Source organism: Pedobacter sp. MC2016-14, assembly GCF_020991475.1.
Classification (GTDB): domain Bacteria; phylum Bacteroidota; class Bacteroidia; order Sphingobacteriales; family Sphingobacteriaceae; genus Pedobacter.
In genome coordinates this window covers 2,660,283-2,679,968 of record NZ_JAJMPA010000001.1, presented here as the reverse complement: position 1 = coordinate 2,679,968, position 19,686 = coordinate 2,660,283, and the positions used below count along the sequence as shown (strand labels likewise).

18 protein-coding genes and 1 tRNA gene are annotated in these 19,686 nt (G+C 39.0%); 7 read left to right on the top strand and 12 right to left on the bottom strand.

What is annotated here, in order from left to right; genetic code table 11:
- Positions 1 to 131: 131 nt before the first annotated feature.
- Positions 132 to 1,862 (top strand): transcription termination factor Rho, encoded by a 1,731-nt coding sequence (gene rho, locus LPB86_RS11015; RefSeq protein WP_230643645.1) that lies wholly within the window; start codon positions 132 to 134, stop codon positions 1,860 to 1,862.
- Positions 1,863 to 1,887: 25 nt separating this feature from the next.
- On the top strand, positions 1,888 to 2,577 hold the full coding sequence (pssA, locus tag LPB86_RS11010; protein WP_230643643.1) for a CDP-diacylglycerol--serine O-phosphatidyltransferase: 690 nt from the start codon (positions 1,888 to 1,890) through the stop codon (positions 2,575 to 2,577).
- Here pssA and LPB86_RS11005 read toward each other — a convergent pair whose 3' ends face one another.
- Positions 2,578 to 2,955: an Hpt domain-containing protein gene (locus LPB86_RS11005; protein WP_230643641.1), complete on the bottom strand. Its 378-nt coding sequence runs from the start codon at positions 2,953 to 2,955 to the stop codon at positions 2,578 to 2,580.
- Positions 2,956 to 2,972: 17 nt separating this feature from the next.
- Positions 2,973 to 3,491 (bottom strand): 2-amino-4-hydroxy-6-hydroxymethyldihydropteridine diphosphokinase, encoded by a 519-nt coding sequence (gene folK, locus LPB86_RS11000; RefSeq protein WP_230643639.1) that lies wholly within the window; start codon positions 3,489 to 3,491, stop codon positions 2,973 to 2,975.
- Between the two features lie 30 nt (positions 3,492 to 3,521).
- Here folK and sppA point away from each other — a divergent pair, with 30 nt between their 5' ends.
- Genes sppA through LPB86_RS10975 form a run of 5 tightly spaced genes read left to right on the top strand, consistent with a single transcriptional unit; the run spans position 3,522 to position 9,115 of the window.
- Complete coding sequence (gene sppA / locus LPB86_RS10995) at positions 3,522 to 5,288, top strand: signal peptide peptidase SppA (protein WP_230643637.1); 1,767 nt, start codon at positions 3,522 to 3,524, stop codon at positions 5,286 to 5,288.
- On the top strand, positions 5,288 to 6,964 hold the full coding sequence (locus LPB86_RS10990) for a helix-hairpin-helix domain-containing protein (protein WP_230643635.1): 1,677 nt from the start codon (positions 5,288 to 5,290) through the stop codon (positions 6,962 to 6,964). Before sppA ends, LPB86_RS10990 begins: the two co-directional genes overlap by 1 nt.
- Before the next feature lie 20 nt (positions 6,965 to 6,984).
- Positions 6,985 to 7,587: a DUF4254 domain-containing protein gene (locus LPB86_RS10985; RefSeq protein WP_230643633.1), complete on the top strand. Its 603-nt coding sequence runs from the start codon at positions 6,985 to 6,987 to the stop codon at positions 7,585 to 7,587.
- A 3-nt stretch (positions 7,588 to 7,590) separates the two neighbouring features.
- Positions 7,591 to 8,652: a glycosyltransferase family 9 protein gene (locus LPB86_RS10980; RefSeq protein WP_230643631.1), complete on the top strand. Its 1,062-nt coding sequence runs from the start codon at positions 7,591 to 7,593 to the stop codon at positions 8,650 to 8,652.
- Positions 8,612 to 9,115 carry a histidine phosphatase family protein gene (locus LPB86_RS10975; RefSeq protein WP_230643629.1) on the top strand — a complete coding sequence of 168 codons (504 nt, stop codon included), beginning with the start codon at positions 8,612 to 8,614 and terminating at the stop codon, positions 9,113 to 9,115. Before LPB86_RS10980 ends, LPB86_RS10975 begins: the two co-directional genes overlap by 41 nt.
- Here LPB86_RS10975 and LPB86_RS10970 read toward each other — a convergent pair.
- From LPB86_RS10970 to cysD, 10 genes are all read right to left on the bottom strand, one after another.
- The gene (locus LPB86_RS10970) at positions 9,112 to 9,975 is read right to left on the bottom strand and encodes an AMP nucleosidase (RefSeq protein ID WP_230643626.1); all 864 of its coding nucleotides are present in this window, start codon (positions 9,973 to 9,975) and stop codon (positions 9,112 to 9,114) included. The genes LPB86_RS10975 and LPB86_RS10970 overlap by 4 nt on opposite strands.
- A 91-nt stretch (positions 9,976 to 10,066) precedes the next feature.
- On the bottom strand, positions 10,067 to 11,308 hold the full coding sequence (gene clpX, locus LPB86_RS10965; protein WP_230643624.1) for an ATP-dependent Clp protease ATP-binding subunit ClpX: 1,242 nt from the start codon (positions 11,306 to 11,308) through the stop codon (positions 10,067 to 10,069).
- 1 nt (position 11,309) lies between these two features.
- Entirely contained in the window at positions 11,310 to 12,002 is a 693-nt protein-coding gene (gene clpP / locus LPB86_RS10960; RefSeq protein WP_230643622.1) for an ATP-dependent Clp endopeptidase proteolytic subunit ClpP, read from the bottom strand.
- Positions 12,003 to 12,200: 198 nt separating this feature from the next.
- Positions 12,201 to 13,547 carry a trigger factor gene (tig, locus tag LPB86_RS10955; protein ID WP_230643620.1) on the bottom strand — a complete coding sequence of 449 codons (1,347 nt, stop codon included), beginning with the start codon at positions 13,545 to 13,547 and terminating at the stop codon, positions 12,201 to 12,203.
- A 106-nt stretch (positions 13,548 to 13,653) separates the two neighbouring features.
- A tRNA-Leu gene (locus tag LPB86_RS10950) sits at positions 13,654 to 13,735 on the bottom strand.
- 114 nt (positions 13,736 to 13,849) lie between these two features.
- On the bottom strand, positions 13,850 to 14,638 hold the full coding sequence (locus LPB86_RS10945) for a helical backbone metal receptor (protein ID WP_370632806.1): 789 nt from the start codon (positions 14,636 to 14,638) through the stop codon (positions 13,850 to 13,852).
- On the bottom strand, positions 14,638 to 15,909 hold the full coding sequence (locus LPB86_RS10940) for a glucose-1-phosphate adenylyltransferase (protein ID WP_230643616.1): 1,272 nt from the start codon (positions 15,907 to 15,909) through the stop codon (positions 14,638 to 14,640). Before LPB86_RS10940 ends, LPB86_RS10945 begins: the two co-directional genes overlap by 1 nt.
- Before the next feature lie 14 nt (positions 15,910 to 15,923).
- Positions 15,924 to 17,330: a glycogen synthase gene (locus LPB86_RS10935; protein ID WP_230643613.1), complete on the bottom strand. Its 1,407-nt coding sequence runs from the start codon at positions 17,328 to 17,330 to the stop codon at positions 15,924 to 15,926.
- Between the two features lie 197 nt (positions 17,331 to 17,527).
- Positions 17,528 to 18,778, bottom strand: coding sequence for a sulfate adenylyltransferase subunit 1 (locus LPB86_RS10930; protein WP_230643610.1), 1,251 nt, complete (start codon positions 18,776 to 18,778; stop codon positions 17,528 to 17,530).
- Positions 18,778 to 19,683 (bottom strand): sulfate adenylyltransferase subunit CysD, encoded by a 906-nt coding sequence (gene cysD / locus LPB86_RS10925; RefSeq protein WP_230643608.1) that lies wholly within the window; start codon positions 19,681 to 19,683, stop codon positions 18,778 to 18,780. The genes LPB86_RS10930 and cysD overlap by 1 nt, the downstream gene beginning before the upstream one ends.
- Positions 19,684 to 19,686 lie beyond the last annotated feature (3 nt).

The following is a 19,686-nucleotide window of genomic DNA, read 5'->3' as shown; positions in this document are numbered from 1 at the left end:
TTGATCTTGTTATGTCTTAAAACTACGGTTTTTATAAAACTTAATTCATAACAGCTTCAGAAACCGATGAACTTTAAAATAATTTACACATGAACAATACCTTCATAATAAAATTTCTCTACATCTAGATAATGTTTAATAAAAGCGAACTAAATGAAAAGCTCACTGCCGAATTGCGTGAGTTGGCTAAAGCCCAGGGTATACTAAACGCTGATGAATTACGTAAAGCAGAACTGGTAGAAATTATGGCTCAGATTACCGAGCTTGAGCCGGCAACCGTAGCAGAAGATGCTAAGCCAGCTTCTAAACCAGTGCCTGCTAAATTGGCGAAGGCAGCTACCGCCGAAAAGCCTTTAAGAAAAAGAACACGCATTGCTAAAGACGACAAGGAAGTACAGCCGGACGTTGCTGAAAAGCCTACACTGTTTGATGAAAAAGCACCTGAAGTTCTTTCTGAAGTTGAATTACAAGAATCCTTAACGGCGCATTTTAAAAAGAATAAACCGGAACCGGAACCAATAGTTGCTGCTGAGGCTGTACTTGCACCTGAAAAAACAGTAATTGCAAAGGCTGCGCCTCTGCAATCGGCACCATCTCAAAATAACAATGTTGTTAATGCGCCACAGCAAATTAAAAACAGGCCACAAAGAGACGAGCAGCGACAAAAAAATCAAAACAACAATAATGGCAATGGCAATAACAACGGAAACCAGAAACAAGCTGAAAACAGCTATTCAAACCTGGATTTCGACAATACCATTACCAATGAAGGCGTACTGGAAATTATGCCAGACAGCTATGGTTTTCTAAGATCAGCTGATTACAATTACCTTTCTTCTCCTGATGATATCTATGTATCGCAATCACAAATTAAACTTTTTGGTTTAAAAACAGGCGATACCGTACGTGGAAGTATCCGTCCGCCAAAAGAAGGTGAAAAGTATTTTCCACTGGTAAAAGTTGAGGCCATCAATGGCCGCTTACCGGCAGAGGTTAGAGATCGTGTTCCTTTTGACTACCTAACGCCACTTTTCCCTACAGAAAGATTAAACCTTTTCACAGAAACCAATAATTACAGTACACGTATTATTGACCTGTTTACCCCAATTGGTAAAGGTCAGCGTGGTCTGATTGTAGCCCAGCCAAAAACTGGTAAAACTAACCTCCTTAAAGAGGTTGCAAATGCAATTGCAAAAAACCATCCTGAAGTTTACCTGATCATTTTGTTAATTGACGAACGTCCGGAAGAGGTTACAGATATGGCAAGAAGTGTAAGGGCTGAAGTTATTGCTTCAACTTTTGATGAACCTGCAGAACGCCATGTTAAAATTGCAAATATCGTTTTAGAAAAAGCAAAACGTTTGGTAGAATGTGGTCACGATGTTGTGATTTTGCTGGATTCGATTACACGTTTAGCCCGTGCCTATAATACTACTGCTCCTGCATCTGGTAAAATTTTGTCTGGTGGTGTGGATGCAAACGCACTTCATAAACCGAAACGTTTCTTTGGTGCAGCCCGTAATATTGAAAAAGGTGGTTCCCTTACCATTCTAGCCACGGCTCTAACAGAAACAGGTTCTAAAATGGACGAGGTGATCTTTGAAGAGTTTAAAGGTACCGGAAATATGGAACTACAGCTTGACCGTAAATTGTCTAACAAACGGATATTCCCTGCAATTGACATTACGGCCTCAAGTACCAGAAGAGATGATTTATTGCATGATAGAGATACCCTTCAACGCGTTTGGATTTTAAGAAATCACCTGGCAGACATGAATGCCCAGGAAGCGATGGAGTTTGTTCAGGCTCAAATCAGAAATACAAAATCTAATGAGGAATTCTTAACTTCGATGAACGGTTAATTCAAAGATTTAAGCACAACTATTGATGATAAAAAAGCAAATTCCAAACTTCTTAACCTGTGCCAATTTACTTTGCGGCTGTGTAGGAATTGTTTTTGCATTTAAAAGCCAGCTGGATATTACTGCATACATGGTACTGCTAGCTGGCATTTTTGATTTCTTTGATGGCTTTTCTGCACGATTATTAAACGTGAAGTCAACAATTGGCAAAGAACTTGACTCACTTGCCGACATGGTTAGCTTTGGATTTTTACCCGGAGTTGTCATGTTTCAGCTGCTATTGCAAAGCAATTACTCCTCCCCTTATTTGCCTTATTTTGGGTTTATCATTACCATATTTTCTGCCCTCAGATTGGCAAAATTTAACATCGATACCCGACAAACTGAAGACTTTATTGGATTAAACACCCCAATGAATACGCTATTTATAGTTTCTTTGCCATTTATACAACGAGACTTCCCTGAGTTACTAGGCTCTACGCTGCTTTTAATCTTTTTAACCCTGCTAATGAGCTGGTTGTTAATTAGCGAGATCAGGATCTTTTCGCTTAAATTTGGCTCTATGAAATGGGCTGATAACAAAGCAAAATTTATCTTTTTGATTTTATCAGCTATATTAATTGCAATTTTGAAATTTGTGGCAATACCTTTTATCCTGATTCTTTACATCAGTAGTTCCATTTTACACTTCAGAAAAAAACAAAACTTACTTTAATTAAAGCTCTTTTGACAGTTGGTTTCTCGCTTCGTCCAGCTGACGATACAACACCTGCACAAACTCATTAATCTCCTGATAAGCAGTACTTAAACCTTCTACGTTTTTAAGTTCTTTTGCACTACTTTCCATAATTTGCATATGGTCTTTAGCATCTTCTCTTCCAACGTAAGCAAACGTAGGTTTTATTTTATGTGCACAGCTGGAAACTTTTAACCAGTCCTTCTCTTGAAGCGCCTGCTCCAAATCTGACATATATAAAGGTGTTTGCTGCTTAAACATGTCTATCATTTCAATCATGAACTCAGCACTGTCTCCAGACATGTCTCTCAAATAAGATAAATCAAGAGGGGCATTATTTTTATTGATGTCAATCATACAACAAAATTAGGAATTTATATTTTTGATACTTCTAAATTATCAGATAATTCTTTTAATATTTCTGTTACTGTTTTATTTAATACAGGATGCAGCACATTGCCTGCAATCTCTGCCAATGGCTCCAGCACAAATCTCCGCTCGTGCATATGAATGTGTGGAACCTCCAACTGATCTTTAATGGTTATAATTTCATCTCCATATAAAATGATGTCGATATCAATAAATCGTGCGCCCCATCTTTCCAACCTTACTCTTCCAAGTTCCTGTTCTATCCACAGCACTTTGTTCAGCAATTCTAAGGGTTTTAACACAGTTTCTACACCAACTGCCTGGTTCAGAAAATCAGCCTGATCTGTTTTGCCCCATGCAGCAGTCCTGTAAAGAGAAGAGCGGCTGATTATAGGACCAATATTTTCTTCAATGTAAACTAAAGAGGCTTCAAGTATGCTTTGGCTGTCTCCAAGGTTGCTACCCAGTAACAAATAAACGATTTTGCCATCCAATTGTATAGAAAAGGCTGATGCTTGTTTCATATATTTACAAATTAAATATTAAACCCTCACATGAAAGAATTTTTTAAATACGTTTTAGCCACTGTGGTCGGTGTAGCAATCTCTTTAGTGGCTATAGTCGTACTTTTTGTTATAAGTATTATAGGAATTGTCGCTTCTGTAAGCGACCAAAAAAAATCAGATGTTGCTAATAACAGCGTTTTATATCTAAATCTGGATCAGGAAATTAAAGAACGTACTCCAGACAGCAAATTTGACAATCTACCAATTATAGGTTCCGGCTCTGGCAAAAGTATTGGCTTTAATGACTTGATTTTAGCGTTAAAAGAAGCTAAAACTGATGATAAGATTAAATGTATCTATTTAAATGTTTCGTCTCCAAATGCAGGTAAAGCTACTTTAAAAGAAGTAAGAGATGCTCTACTGGACTTTAGAAAAAGCAGGAAGCAAATTATTGCTTATAGCGAAGTTTATTCGCAGGATGCTTATTACCTTGCTTCTGCAGCAACTAAAGTTTATCTGAATCCGCAGGGCAGCCTCGAATTTAAGGGTTTTAGCAGCCAGCTGACTTTTTTTAAAGGCACACTGGAAAAAATTGGCGTGGAAGTTCAGGTAATCAGGGTTGGTAATTTTAAAAGTGCTGTTGAACCTTTTATTGCAGATAAAATGAGCGATTACAACAGGGAACAGGTTACTGCATATGTTGGTGGTTTGTATAATGTTTTTTTAGAGGGCATTGCTGAAACCAGGAAATTACCTGTAGACAGTTTACGTAACTGGGCAAATCTTTATACCATTCAGCAACCTACAGACGCGCTTAGGTTAAAAATGATTGATGGCCTGCGCTATAAGGACGAACTGCTTGATGAACTTAAAAAGCTAAGCGGCAAAATTAAATCAGATAAATTAAGTACAGTATCTATTAATGAATACGCTAAAAATGTAGATGATGAAGGTTCTGAAGATGATAAAATTGCCGTAATTTATGCCAATGGTGACATTACAGGTGGAGAAGGTTCTGACGAATCAATTGGCTCTGAACGTATTTCAAGAGCAATAAGGAAAGCAAGACAGGATGATAACATTAAAGCCATTGTACTGAGAGTTAACTCTGGCGGTGGCAGTGCATTGGCATCTGATGTAATATGGAGAGAGATTGTGCTCAGCAAAAAGGTAAAACCAGTAATCGCTTCTTTTGGTGATGTGGCCGCTTCTGGTGGTTATTACATCGCCTGTGCCGCAGACTCTATTTTTGTACAGCCAAATACCATTACAGGATCAATTGGTGTGTTTGGCCTTATTCCTAACTTGCAAAACCTGTTAACAAATAAGCTCGGGGTAACTTTTGACGGCGTTAAAACGGGACAGTATGCAGATATTATGAGTGCGAACAGACCATTAACATCTGGCGAGCGTTTCATCATCCAAAATGATGTGAACCATGTTTACGATACTTTTACCGCACGGGTAGCCGAGGGACGTAAAAAAACAAAAGAATATGTTAATTCTATAGGTGGTGGCCGTGTTTGGGTAGGTACAGATGCCGTTAAAATCGGTCTGGCAGACAGGTTGGGTAGTTTCCATGACGCCATTACTGCTGCAAGCAAAAAGGCTAAACTAAGCGATTATACGGTTGTGGAATATCCTGAAAAAGAAGACCCTTTCAAATCTCTTTTAGATAGCGGATCAGATAAAGTAAAAACTTATTACGCTAAGCAGGAGCTTGGTGAGCAATACGTCATTTACCAGCAAATGAAAAAAGTGATGTTAAATACAGGATTACAGGCACGCATGCCTTTTGAAATAAAAGTTAACTAGTGGAAAACAAAACTATAGCACGTAGCCTTCGACTGCTTTCTCAGTTGATGGAGTTGCACAATGAAAACCCCTTTAAAATAAAATCTGTCGCAAACGCAGCATTCAAAGTAGATAAACTTCCTTATGCTTTGCAAGGTAAAACGCTGGAAGAAATTGCCGCCGTTGATGGACTTGGTAAAAGCATGTCTGCAAAAGTTTGGGAACTTTTGGAAACGGGAAACATGACCGACCTGCAGGACATTTTAGCCAATACCCCCGAAGGCATTGTAGAAATGTTAGGCATTAAGGGTATAGGGCCAAAAAAAATTGCAGTAATCTGGAAAGACCTGGGGATTGAAAACATTGGCGAACTTTACTACGCTTGCAATGAGAACCGCTTAATTGAAGCCAAAGGTTTCGGTCTTAAAACTCAGGAAGAAATCAAGAAAATAATTGAGTTTAAAATGGCAGCACAGGGTAAATTCCTGTATGCTCATGCAGAACCTATGGTCAATCAGCTTTATGCCGATCTGGCATTATGGCTCAACAACATTGGAGATGAGCCTTTGCTTGGCATTGCTGGTGACTACAGACGTTGCCTGGAAGTTATAGACAACCTTGAATTTGTGATCGGCGCAACACAGCTTAACGAAGTAAAAGAAAAGATCGGCACTTTTGAAGGGCTTACCTTTGAGGAAAATGAAAATAACACCTTTACAGCGCTAAGTGTTTATGGCATTAAAGTTCAATTATACCTTGTTGATAAGCTAAACTTCTATCTCGACTGGTTCCGTATCACAGGAAGTGCAAAGCATGTACAGCAGGTGCTGAGCATGGCGGGCAATGGTCCATTTGAGAACGAGCAGGCTATTTATGAGCAAGCCGGGCTGGCCTTTATTGAACCAGAACTGAGAGAAGGTCTCAAAGAAATTGAATGGGCAAAGGCAAATCAAATGCCTGTACTCATTACCGATGCTGATCTTAAAGGAAGCCTTCACAACCACTCTACCTGGAGTGACGGTGTGCATACCCTTGAAGAAATGGCACTATATTGCCGGGACACACTGCAACTTGAATACTTTGGCATATGCGACCATTCAAAATCTGCGTTTTATGCCAACGGATTAAATGAGCAACGTGTATACGCACAACATCTTGAAATTGACGCATTAAATGCAAAACTCGCCCCTTTTAAAATATTTAAAGGCATAGAAAGCGACATCTTAAATGATGGTTCGCTGGATTACAGCGACACCATACTAAAGTCTTTTGATTTTGTAGTTGCTTCTGTACATAGCAATTTGCGTATGACGGAGGAAAAGGCAACAGAAAGGTTGATCAAAGCAATTGAAAATCCTTATACAACCATACTCGGACATCCCACCGGCCGTCTGCTACTCAGCAGAAAGGGCTATCCAATAAACTTTGCTAAAGTGATTGACGCTTGTGCTGCAAACGGCGTTGTGATTGAAATTAATGCAAATCCGCTACGTTTAGATCTTGATTGGCGCTGGCATCAGTACGCACTTGAAAAAGGTGTGCTGCTTTCCATAAATCCGGATGCCCACCGCACAGAAGGTTTTCATGACATGCGATATGGTATTTTAACAGCTAGAAAAGGTGGTCTGGAAAGCAAGTCATGCTTAAATGCAATGTCCCTTCAAGATATCTCACAATACTTCAACAATAAAAAATAGTTAATTCTTACCTTTGGTTCATGATTAGTAAGCTTTGCAACCAAATATTTCAGGACGCCATAAACGATTATCATATACATAATCAAATTGACCACCCTATTTTAAATCCTTATCGCATAGGTACGCTTGAACACCTGCTGTACTTAAAATGCTGGATAGATACGGTGCAATGGCACATGGAAGATGTTGTACGCAACCCTCAAATAGATCCTGTGGAAGGTTTACAGTGGAAACGGCGTATTGATGCTTCTAACCAGGAACGCACAGATGTAGTTGAATACATTGACAGCTATTTTCTTGAAGAATATAAAGAGGTGCCCCCCTTACCTGATGCTAAAATCAATTCGGAAAGCCCTGCCTGGGTAGTAGACAGGTTATCTATCCTCGCCTTAAAGGTCTATCATATGAATGAAGAAACTTTGAGGGATAATGCTTCAGATGAACATATCAACAGCTGCATTTCTAAACTAAATGTTCTTTTAACGCAACGAACAGATCTTTCTACCAGCCTGGATGAACTGATTAGCGATATTGAAAAGGGAATTAAATACATGAAAGTCTACAAACAAATGAAAATGTATAACGATCCTAGTCTTAACCCTGTACTTTATAACATAAAATAGCTGATGCCTCAATCAGCAACAATTTTGGTTATTCGTTTCTCTGCCATGGGGGATGTTGCTATGACAGCGCCTATTTTAAAGGAACTTACAAAGAATTATCCAGAACAAAAGTTGCTGATGGTAAGTCGCAAAGCTTTCCGGCCTTTCTTCAATGACATTCCAAACCTTAGCTTTTTCAACTTCGACCCAAAAAACGAGCATAAAGGATTCTTTGGGTTAATCAGGTTGTTTTTTCAGCTCAGAAAAATGAAGATCATTGCCGTGGCAGATCTTCACAACAATCTTCGGAGCAAAATTATCCGCTTACTTTTTTTATTTACTGGTGTAAAAACCAGTTCTGTTGATAAAGGACGAAAAGAAAAATCAGCCTTGATCAGAAAAGAAAACAAAGTTTTAATTCCATTGCAGCTAATGGTGAGTCGGTATGCAACAGTATTTGAAAAACTTGGCTTTCCATTTCAGCTGTCAAATCAATTAACCTGTCCAGAGTGCGAGAAGATTAGCAATCCCCTATTTCCCGAAAAAACCGGTAAATGGATAGGTATAAGCCCTTTTGCCCAACATCTTCAGAAGGTTTACCCCTTGCATAAAATGGAAGCCGTAGTGTTAAAATTAGCACAGATAGGCTACCAGATTTTTATATTTGGCGGGACTACAGATGAAGAAAATACGGCAGATTCCTGGGCAAAACAGCATCAAAACATCTTTTCTGTGGTTAAAAAGATAGGAATGGAAGAGGAACTGAAACTTATTTCTAACCTGGATGTTATGCTCAGCATGGATTCATCTGGAATGCACCTGGCCTCTTTAAAAAATATTCCTGTGGTATCTGTTTGGGGAGCCACACATCCCTATGCAGGATTCTTAGGCTATGGCCAATCTATTGATGATGCAGTGCAGATAGCTCTTTATTGCCGCCCTTGTTCTGTATACGGAAATATTCCGTGTTACCGTGGTGATTTTGCATGCATGAATCAACTAAATGAAGATAATGTTATTGAAAAAGTAATAAATAAACTCAAAGATGCCGAAGCAACTGCTACTGATAAGACATGGAAAATCTGACTGGGGAAATAGCCACCTCGCTGATTTTGACCGTCCATTAAACTCAAGAGGATTAAGAAATGCGCCAGAAATGGCTACGCGTTTGTCTAACAAACATTTTATACCAGAGCTTATAGTGAGTAGTCCGGCAATGAGGGCGCTAACCACAGCCAGAAATTTTGCGCAGGTCTGGAACAAACCATTAGACCAGATTAAAGAAGAGCCGTCCATCTACGAAGCCAACACAACAGCCTTACTAAGTATTGTAAATAAACTGGATGATCATTTTAATATGGTAGCAATGTTTGGACACAATCCAGGATTTACGGAGTTTGCGAATTACCTAAGTGATTCGAACATCCATAACATCCCTACTTGTGGTGTTGTAATTATCGAGTTTCCATTTGAAAAATGGAACCATGTAAGTGCTGACACCGGAGCATTAAAACTTTTTGATTACCCAAAAAGTATAGAAGAGGATTAAAAGTGAAGATGCTTCACGGTTAAACCATTATTGATCAACTGTTTTAAAGAGTCTATCCCTATTTTCAAGTGTGTCTCTACATAATTTGTAGTTACAGAGCTATCACTTTCTGCTGTTTTAACACCTTCCGGGATCATTGGCTGATCTGAAACCAACAACAATGCACCGGTGGGAATTTTGTTAGCGAATCCAGTTGTAAAAATTGTAGCTGTTTCCATATCTACGGCCATAGCCCTCAAGGTTTTCAGATACTTTTTAAACTCCTTATCGTGCTCCCAAACCCTTCTGTTTGTTGTGTAACAGGTTCCGGTCCAATAGTCTCTGGAATGATCCCTGATTGTGGTCGAAATCGCCTTTTGCAAGGCAAATGAAGGCAATGCAGGAACTTCAGGCGGCAAGTAATCGTTAGATGTACCTTCTCCCCTTATGGCCGCAATTGGTAAAATCAAATCGCCCAACTGGCTCTTTTTCTTTAAACCACCACACTTACCTAAAAACAACACTGCCTTAGGCATAATCGCGGTTAATAAGTCCATCATTGTAGCAGCAAGCGGGCTCCCCATGCCAAAGTTGATGATGGTTATGCCATTGGCTGTCACACTCTGCATTGGCTTATCAAGGCCCATAATAGGCGCATCCTCGTTCCATTCAGAGAACATCTGCAGGTATTTGCTAAAATTAGTTAGTAAGATGTACTCACCAAACTCACTTAAGGGTCTACCAGTATATCTAGGCAACCAATTGTTTACAATTTCAGATTTGGTCTTCAATCCCGATTTTACAGGCGACTCTACCTCTTTTACTTTTTTTGCTTTTTTAACAATCTGTTCATCTTTTTTTACGTCTTTTTCTTCATTCATATATTTCTCCTTATTTAATTTTTATCATTTGCAACCTGTATCTGAAATAACAATATAAAAAAAAATCCCCGCAAATGCGGGGATTTTTTTGTTAAGCGGCTTTCAGTTTCTTGAAATCGGCCTTCTCAAATTTCTCAACCGCGTAATCGAGCGAGATGCTCAGCTCCGTTACGGATGTTTCGGAAGGAATGTCAAACATAGCATCCAGCATAATAGCTTCACATATGGATCTTAATCCCCTGGCACCAAGTTTATATTCCATTGCTTTATCAACAATAAAATCTAACACTTCATCTTCAAAAATCAGTTTTACACCTTCGTATTCAAATAGCTTCACATACTGGCGGAACAACGAGTTTTTAGGTTCTGTAAGTATGTTCCTTAAAGCCTGTTTATCTAAAGGATTTAAGTGTGTAAGTACGGGAACACGACCGATCAGTTCAGGAATCAAACCAAAAGATTTTAAATCTTGTGGTGTGATGTACTTATAAAGGTTCTTAAGATCAAGCTCAGCATCATCTTTTTTAACTTTATAACCTACGGCCTGGGTACGCAGCCTGTTAGCGATTTTACGTTCAATTCCGTCAAAGGCACCTCCGCAAATAAATAAAATATTATTCGTATTTACAGGGATCATCTTCTGATCTGGATGCTTACGTCCACCCTGAGGGGGAACATTAACAATTGTTCCTTCAAGAATCTTCAACAAAGCCTGCTGAACACCTTCTCCAGAAACATCACGCGTAATAGAAGGATTATCGCTCTTACGCGCCACTTTGTCTACCTCATCAATATATACAATGCCACGTTCGGCACTCGCAACATCATAATCTGCAGCCTGCAGCAACCTTGTCAAAATACTCTCCACATCCTCTCCTACGTATCCGGCTTCAGTTAAAACCGTAGCATCACAAATACAAAAAGGAACATGCAGAATCTTTGCGATGGTCTTTGCCAGGAGCGTTTTCCCTGTTCCTGTTTCACCAACAAGCATGATATTTGACTTTTCGATCTCTACTTCGTCCTGCTGATCAATTTTCTGGCTCAATCGTTTATAGTGATTGTAAACAGCTACAGAAAGTACCTTTTTAGCATCATCCTGACCAATTACATACTGGTCAATATGTTGTTTAATTTCCAAAGGCTTTAACAGGGTAATATTTGGATCTAAAGCCTTTGACTTTTTACTTCCCATTTCCTGGGTAAGCAACTGATTGGCCTGGGTTACACATTTATCACAAATAAATGCATCTAAACCTTCAATCAGCATAAGTGTATCCTGCTTCCCTGAACCACAAAAAGAGCAGCGGGAATCTTTACTTTGCTTTGCCATTTTATTTTTTAACGTTAGCGCCTAATACCTCATCAATCATTCCAAAACTCTTAGCTTCATCAGCTTTCATCCAGTAATCACGATCTGAGGCTTTCTCTACCCATTCGTAACTCTGGCCAGAGTGATTTGCGATGATGTCGTATAATTCTTTTTTTAATTTAAGCATCTCTCTCAGGTTAATCTCCATATCTGAAGCTACGCCCTGAGCCCCACCAGAAGGCTGGTGAATCATCACACGTGAATGCGTTAAAGCCGCACGTTTACCTTCTGCACCTGCTACCAATAACACGGCGCCCATTGATGCCGCCATACCTGTACAAATTGTTGCTACGTCTGGCGTAATGTATTGCATGGTATCATAAATACCTAAGCCAGCATACACCGATCCTCCAGGTGAGTTAATGTAGATCTGGATATCTCTGTTGTTGTCTGTAGATTGCAAAAACAACAACTGCGCCTGGATAATATTTGCATTTCCATCATGAATGGCATCACCTAAAAAGATAATACGATCCATCATTAAACGCGAAAATACGTCCATTTGTGCAACATTTAGCTGACGTTCCTCTATAATATATGGGGTCATGCTTTTAGGAGAATTGTTGGTATGACCTATATAACGATCTACAGTTAAACCGTTAATGCGATGATGTTTAACTGCGTACTTTCTAAATTCGTTTTTATCTATATTCATTGTATCTTATTTTACTGTGTTTATGTATGCTGCAGAAGTATTACTTCTTTTTTTAATTAAGCTAATTCAATAGTAACACAACTAAGTTGCTAATTTATTGTGGTATTGTAAAATTTGAATATTCTTTTATACAGATAAGGCGGCTTTAAAAAAGCCGCCTTACATTAAGTTTTAAATAAACTGTTGTTAAATCAACAATTAGTTCATCTCTACAAACTTATTATAAGCGATATCCTTTTGGTCTAAGGTAACAGCAGATTTGATGTAATCAAAAACTTTCAAAGCTTTAACTTCTTCAAAAATACGGTTACCATTATCTTTTTCCTGTAAAAAGGTGGTGGTGTATTGTGCAAGCTGATCTTCAGGAAGTGGAGCCGGACTGTACATTCTAAACTGTGCATCTAAACGTTGTTTAGCAGTTTCAAATACATCTTTATAATCTATTTTAATATCATTTTCTTTAATGATGTTATTTTCGATCAACGTCCATTTCAGATTTTTCGCAAAATCTTCGTAGCCTTCTTCTAATTCAGCATCCGTTAATTTTTCGTTGGTAGCTTTTAACCACTTACGTAAAAACGCATCCGGCAAATCAATCTTTACACTGTCAATTACTTTAAGATAGATGTCATTCTGCAATTTTCGATCTGCATCCTGCTTAAACATACTTTCTACTTCTTCAGTAATTTTAGCTGTAAAACCAGCTTCATCAGTTACAACACCTTCACCAAATATTTTATCAAAGAACTCCTGGTTTAAATCCGATTCCTCTAAACGGTTGATGTTTTTAACCGTTACCTGGAATTTAGATTTCAAGTCTTTAGCTTCATCTTCACCAATATTCAGCAATTTAGCAATTACCACCTCATTGTTTTCAAATGCTTTCTGAACATCAAGTTCAAGAACATCATCCTTTTTTAAGCCAGTTAAAGATTTAAGAACTTTTTTGTCTTTAACTAAGTCTAAGCGAATAGAACCAGTATTGGTTATGCCACCTTCAAAAACTGAACCATCAGGAGAAAGTTGTGCTAAATCGGCATAAACTACATCATCTTCTGCCGAAACTTCTGGATTTGTCATTTTGCCATAGCTTTTGCGGATATTTTTAACCCTTGCAGCTAAAGTTTCCTCATCAGCTTTAACGTTATATTGGGTAAATTTATCTTTGTTTGTCAACTTTACATCTACTGCCGGAGCTAAGCCAAGCTCATAGTCGAATTCAAATTCATCTGTATAGTCCCATTTAAAATCTTTGCCGTTATCTATAATAGGTAAAGGCTGACCAAGGATTTCAACTTTATTTTCTGTAAGATAGTTGTTTAAAGTAGTACTAAGCAAGTTGTTGATCTCTTCAACCAAAATGCTTTTACCATACATCCTTTTAATGTGTGAAGGTGGAACCATTCCTTTACGGAAACCTGGAATAGTAGATTTTTTAGCTTGTTCTTTGATGGTCTTCTCAAGCTTCTCAGTATAATCTTCAGGTGCAATTTTAATTTTTACAATTGCATTTAAATCGTCAATTTTTTCCTGTGTAATATTCATTTTTCTGAATCAATATATTTTATATAATCACTTTATACAATTACAAATGCATTCACGGTATCCTTTTAACAAAAAAGCAGCCCATTTGAGCTGCTTTTTACTATTGTGCGGATGAAGGGACTCGAACCCCCACGCCGTGAAGCGCCAGATCCTAAGTCTGGTGCGGCTACCAATTACGCCACATCCGCGGTTAGGATTTTCTTAGGACTGCAAAGATAGAGATTGTTTCTATAAGTCAAAAAGGTTTGCTATTTATTTTTCATTAAAAACCACAACTCACTGTTAACCAACAAAATTATTTTTCATAATTCTTTCTGAAGCTGAAAGTGATACTGAACTGCCTTAATTAAACGGCTACCATGCCAGGAAAACATCTCTCCATCAACCAGCATTATTTTCGTAGCAGGCAAGGCTAAACGAATTTCTTCCAGGTGTCTTTCATCAAAAGGATAAGGTTCAGAAGATAAAAACACGATGTCTGGCTGCAAAAGTTCAAGTTTTGCCAAAGTAAGCTCAGGATATCGTAGGTCTTTTACAACATTACGGAGGCCGTTAACACTAAGTACATGGTCAATAAAAGTATCTTTACCAGCAAACAAGTAAGGATTTCTCCAAATTAGGTACGCCACTTTTTTATCAATGCCATGTTGCAGCGCAAGCGTTTGTAAATCCCTAAATCCGGCGTTAATTAAATGATTCATATAAGCCGCCTCAGGCGTTCTGTCAACCATTGCACCAATGGCAGCAATACAATCCATTGCCTCTTCCAAATTGGATACATCGCTCATCCACACCGGAAAATCCCGCATCAGCGTTTCTATTTGCTGTTTCTCATTCTCTTCCTTGTTGCCAATAATCAAATCTGGCTTTAAACTTCTAATGAAATCAACCTCCAGATTTTTCGTACCTCCAACCCTGGCTAGGGCCTTAACTTTAGCCTCTGGATGAACACAAAACTTGGTTATCCCAATTATTTCCGCATTTAAACCCAAATCAAATAGCAACTCGGTTTGAGAGGGCACTAAAGAAATTATCCGCCTGGGCGGATAATTTATGTCAACGGATCTGTTTAACTGGTCTTTAAAAATCACTAAATAATGGTTCCATCAGGAATAGTCGCACCTTTTTTAACAACTACAATGCCGTCCTTTACTACGTAAACGCCAAAATCGCCATTTGATAAGTGCTCTCCCCCATTTATATGTACGTCGTTACCGATTCTCGAGTTTTTGTCCAAAATTGCATTAGATATCACGCACCTGTCGCCAATACCAATCAATGGATTTCCTGAATTTGTTTCTTCCTGGATTTCTTCAAGTGTCTGGTACCTGTCGCTACCCATAACATATACATTCTCAATTTTTGTACCACGGCCAATTCTAGAACGGATACCAATTACAGCATGCTTAATCTCCTCCGCTTGTAAAATACAACCTTCGGCAATAACCGCCTTATCCAATGTTGTACCTAATATTTTTGAAGGTGGCAACATCCGCGGGCGCGTAAAAATGCTGTGGTGACTGTCAAACAAATTAAACTTAGGAATATCATCAGTTAAACCAAGGTTGGCTTCAAAAAACGAGGAGATGTTTCCAATATCGGTCCAATATCCTTCATATTGAAAGCTCAGTACTTTAAAATTTGAAAGCACTCTTGGAATAATTTCTTTACCAAAATCCTTGTCATCAGGGTTCTCAGCAAAGATTTTAATCAACAACTCCTTATTGAAAATATAAATACCCATAGAAGCAAGGTAATTTCTACCTTCGGCCTGCATTTCTGGACCAGTATCAGAAGACCAATCTAAGATCAATTCTGCGTTCGGCTTTTCAATAAATGAAGTGATAATATTTTCTTCATTAGCTTTTAGAATTCCAAAGTCTGTACCATCTTTTGCCGTTACAGGAATTGTAGCCAGGGTAACTTCAGCTCCACTTTCAATGTGTGCATTTACCATCTCATGAAAATCCATTTGATACAGCTGATCTCCCGAAAGGATAAGCACATACTCAAACTCATGATTCAGTAAATGATGCATAGTTTGTCTCACTGCGTCGGCTGTTCCCTGAAACCAGGTTGGATTTTCGGGCGTTTGTTCTGCGGCAAGAATATCAACAAAAGCGTCGCTAAAATGACTGAAGTGATAAGTATTTTTAATGTGTTTGTTTAGCGATGCAGAGTTGAACTGCGTAAGTACAAACATCCTGTGTATTCCAGAATTGAGGCAGTTGGAAATAGGAATATCAACAAGACGATATTTACCCCCTATTGGAACAGCAGGTTTTGAACGTGTTAGTGTAAGCGGTGCTAGCCTGGAGCCCTGGCCACCACCCAGAATCACTCCCAATACTTTTTCAGTCATCTTTAATTTAAATTTTATATTTGGTACAGATCAATATACTCTTGTGCCGCCCTATCCCAGGAATGATCCAGCTGCATGATTTCCTTGCGGATTTCTTTCATGCGTTTATTATCTTGATATAAATCATATGCCCTTCCTATGGCTTGTCCAACATCCCACACACTGGTTTGATCATGACAAATTCCGAAGCCTCCATCGCCGATATCCGTTACAGTATCTTTTAACCCTCCTATTCTTCTTACCACAGGAATGGTGCCGTAACGCAGGGCGTACATTTGATTTAGCCCGCAAGGTTCTACCCTTGATGGCATCAGCAAAAAGTCTGCACCAGCATAAATTTGATGTGACAAAGCTTCATTATAACCGATATAAGTATTATAATTCTTTGTAAATATTTCTTTCAATTGTTCCAGTCGTCCTTCTACCTGTGGGTCGCCCGATCCTAAAACCAGGATATTAATTTGACCCTGACTATACTGTAATGAATTGTAAAAAATATCAGGAAGTAAATCCGCTCCCTTTTCCCCAACTAACCTGCCTATAAACGTAAACAGCGGCTTTGATGGATCTAAATTAAAAACACTGCAAAGTGCTTCTTTGTTTGCTTTTTTTCCACTTTCTACTGTTCTGTTATTGAAGTTTTTATGAAGCATCGGATCTTTTTGAGGATTCCATACTTCATTATCAATGCCATTTAAGATCCCGAAAGATTTACCTCGTTCCTGAGAAAGCAGTTCTTCCAGCCCATTTGCATTGTACCTTATTTCGTCCAAATAACTCGGAGATACTGTTGTAATTCGCCATGCAGATTTGATAGCCGCAGCAAGTGGATTTATGGCCTCCTTCCAGCCAAGCATTCCGGCATTCCACAAATCAAATTCTGGTAAATAATGTAATTTATCCCAGCCAAACTGTCCCTGATATTGCGCATTGTGCAGCGTAATCACTGTTGGAATTAAACGTAATTTTCTAAAACGTACACAATTAAGCATCATAAAAGGAACCAAACCAGTATGGTGGTCATGGCAATGTACCAGATCAGGCATATGTTCCCACTGCTCTATCCAGTCTAAAACGGCAATTTGGTAAGCTAGAAATCGCTCCGTATCGTCTTCATAGCCGTATACATTTGGCCTGTCCATTAAACCCGTAATCTGCACTAAGAAAAGATCAAAGCCCAGTTTATTATTTTTCTCTCTTAATATGCGCACCGGATAGGTTTTAAAGCCGAGTTTAACCCATCCGTTGTAGACTATCTCAAATTCATTTTCTTGTATAAAGCGGTTTTCATAAGCTGGCATAACCACCTTAGAGAAGTGTCCCAGTTTATTTTGATATTTAGGCAAAGCGCCAACAACATCACCCAATCCGCCAACCTTGGCAACAGGATAACATTCGGCACTGAGGTGTATAATTTCCATAATTTCGATGTTTCAAAAATCACCTCAAATTAGGGAATAGAATAGGGATTGCAAATTTTTTAGCAGAAATAATTAAAATAAAAACAACATACGGTAGAGGAACCCAGGAATTTGCAGCCCGTCTTCAGGGCAAAAAGATCCAGTTCCGAAACTGTATGTTGTTTTTTAATTAAAATTACAATCAGCAATAACAGCAACTAATCTGCAATAGCCCTGAACATTAGGGCACCGGCTGTTAAATTTGTTCTGCTGTCAATTAATATGGCTGCGCCATTGGCTTTATTATCCGTGTAAAAATCAAAGGCAAGTTCATCAGCAGTTTTTAAAACCACCCTACCAATATCATTCAATTTAAAGTCGTAAGCCTCTTGTTTCTCCAGGGTGTTGATGTCTACCTTATAAACAATCTCTCTTACTTTACATTTAGTCACTTTGCTGTTGTGCTGAAGAAGGTAAGTAATACTTTCATCCAGCGGACGCGAATCCATCCAGCAAAGATCTGCCTCTATCAATTGAGAGTTTTGTGGCAAATGAGCAGAATTGACCAAAACATCCCCCCTGCTAATGTCTATATTATCCTTTAAATGAAGCGTTACCGATTGACCTGCAAAAGCTTTTTCCGGTCTCTGGTCAAAGATCTCAATTCTTTCAATTACCGAACTACTTCCAGAAGGCAACACAGTTACCTTATCGTTTACATTAAATTCTCCGCTTAAAATCCTTCCGGCGTATCCCCTGTAGTCGTGCAATTCGTCCGTTTGCGGACGTACCACCCACTGTACCGGCATCCTGGAAAGCTGTGCATCCAGATTGGTATCTACATCTACTGTTTCCAGGAAATGAAGCAAGCTTCTGCCGGTATACCACTGCATATGCTCAGACTCGTTCACTACATTATCACCCTTCAATGCACTTACCGGAATAAAAGTAACTTCCTTTAGGTTCAGTTCATTAGCAAGCGTTTTATATTTATCAATAATGGCATTGTAAACGGTTTCGCTGTAACCAACCATATCCATTTTATTCAGGCAAACCACAACATGTTCTATACCCAATAACGAAACCAGGTAAGAATGGCGGATAGTTTGTTCCACTACCCCGTTTCTGGCATCAATTAAAATAATGGCCAGCTTAGCCGTAGAGGCGCCCGTAACCATGTTCCTGGTGTATTGGATATGTCCGGGTGTATCAGCAATAATAAATTTGCGCTGCGCTGTCTGGAAGTACTTATAGGCAACATCAATTGTAATGCCTTGCTCCCTTTCCGCCCTTAAACCATCCGTTAAAATAGCCAGGTCAATGGTACCATCATCGTTTTTTCGGTTACTTTGCTGTAAAGCTTCCAGCTGATCTGCTAAAATAGAACCAGTGTCATACAAAAGACGCCCAATCAGCGTACTCTTTCCGTCGTCAACACTTCCTGCGGTAAAAAACTTCAATATATTCATTAAAAATACCCTCCTTTCTTGCGGTCTTCCATAGCAGCTTCCGATACCTTATCGTCCAGCCTGGCACCACGTTCACTAATTTTAGATGCACTGATCTCTTCAATAATATCATCCAGCGCTACAGCCTCAGATTCTATAGCAGCAGTACAGCTCATGTCTCCCACCGTACGGAACCTCACCGTTTTACGCTCCACAATGTCCTCACTGTCCATGTTTAAAAATGGAGAAGCAGCCATTAACTGACCATTCCTGGTGATGCATTCTCTTTCATGAGAAAAATAAATAGATGGAAGATCCATCTTTTCCCTTTTAATGTAATTCCAAACATCAAGCTCTGTCCAGTTGCTGATCGGGAAAACCCTTACATTTTCTCCTTTGTGAATTTTGCCATTATAGATATTCCACAATTCAGGTCTTTGCCGTTTAGGGTCCCATTGTCCAAATTCATCCCTTACAGAAAAAATCCGCTCCTTAGCTCGTGCTTTTTCCTCATCACGTCTGGCACCACCAATGCACGCATCAAAACCATGTTTGGCAATAGTATTGAGTAAAGTAACCGTCTGTAAAGAATTTCTGCTGGCATTTTTCCCTTGCTGCTCTATCACCTTTCCCTGATCAATATCATCCTGCACATAACCCACAATCAGTTTCTCGCCTATCCGTTCCACCATTTTATCGCGGTAGGTAATGGTCTCTTCAAAGTTATGCCCGGTATCAATGTGCACCAGGGGAAATGGAAACTTTCCTGGTCTAAATGCTTTTTCGGCAAGCCTTACCAGCGTAATAGAATCTTTACCTCCCGAAAAAAGCAGAGCCGGCTTTTCGAATTGCCCGGCCACCTCACGTAAAATGTGGATGGCCTCGGCCTCTAATTCATCTAAATAATTTAAATTATACTTACTCATATT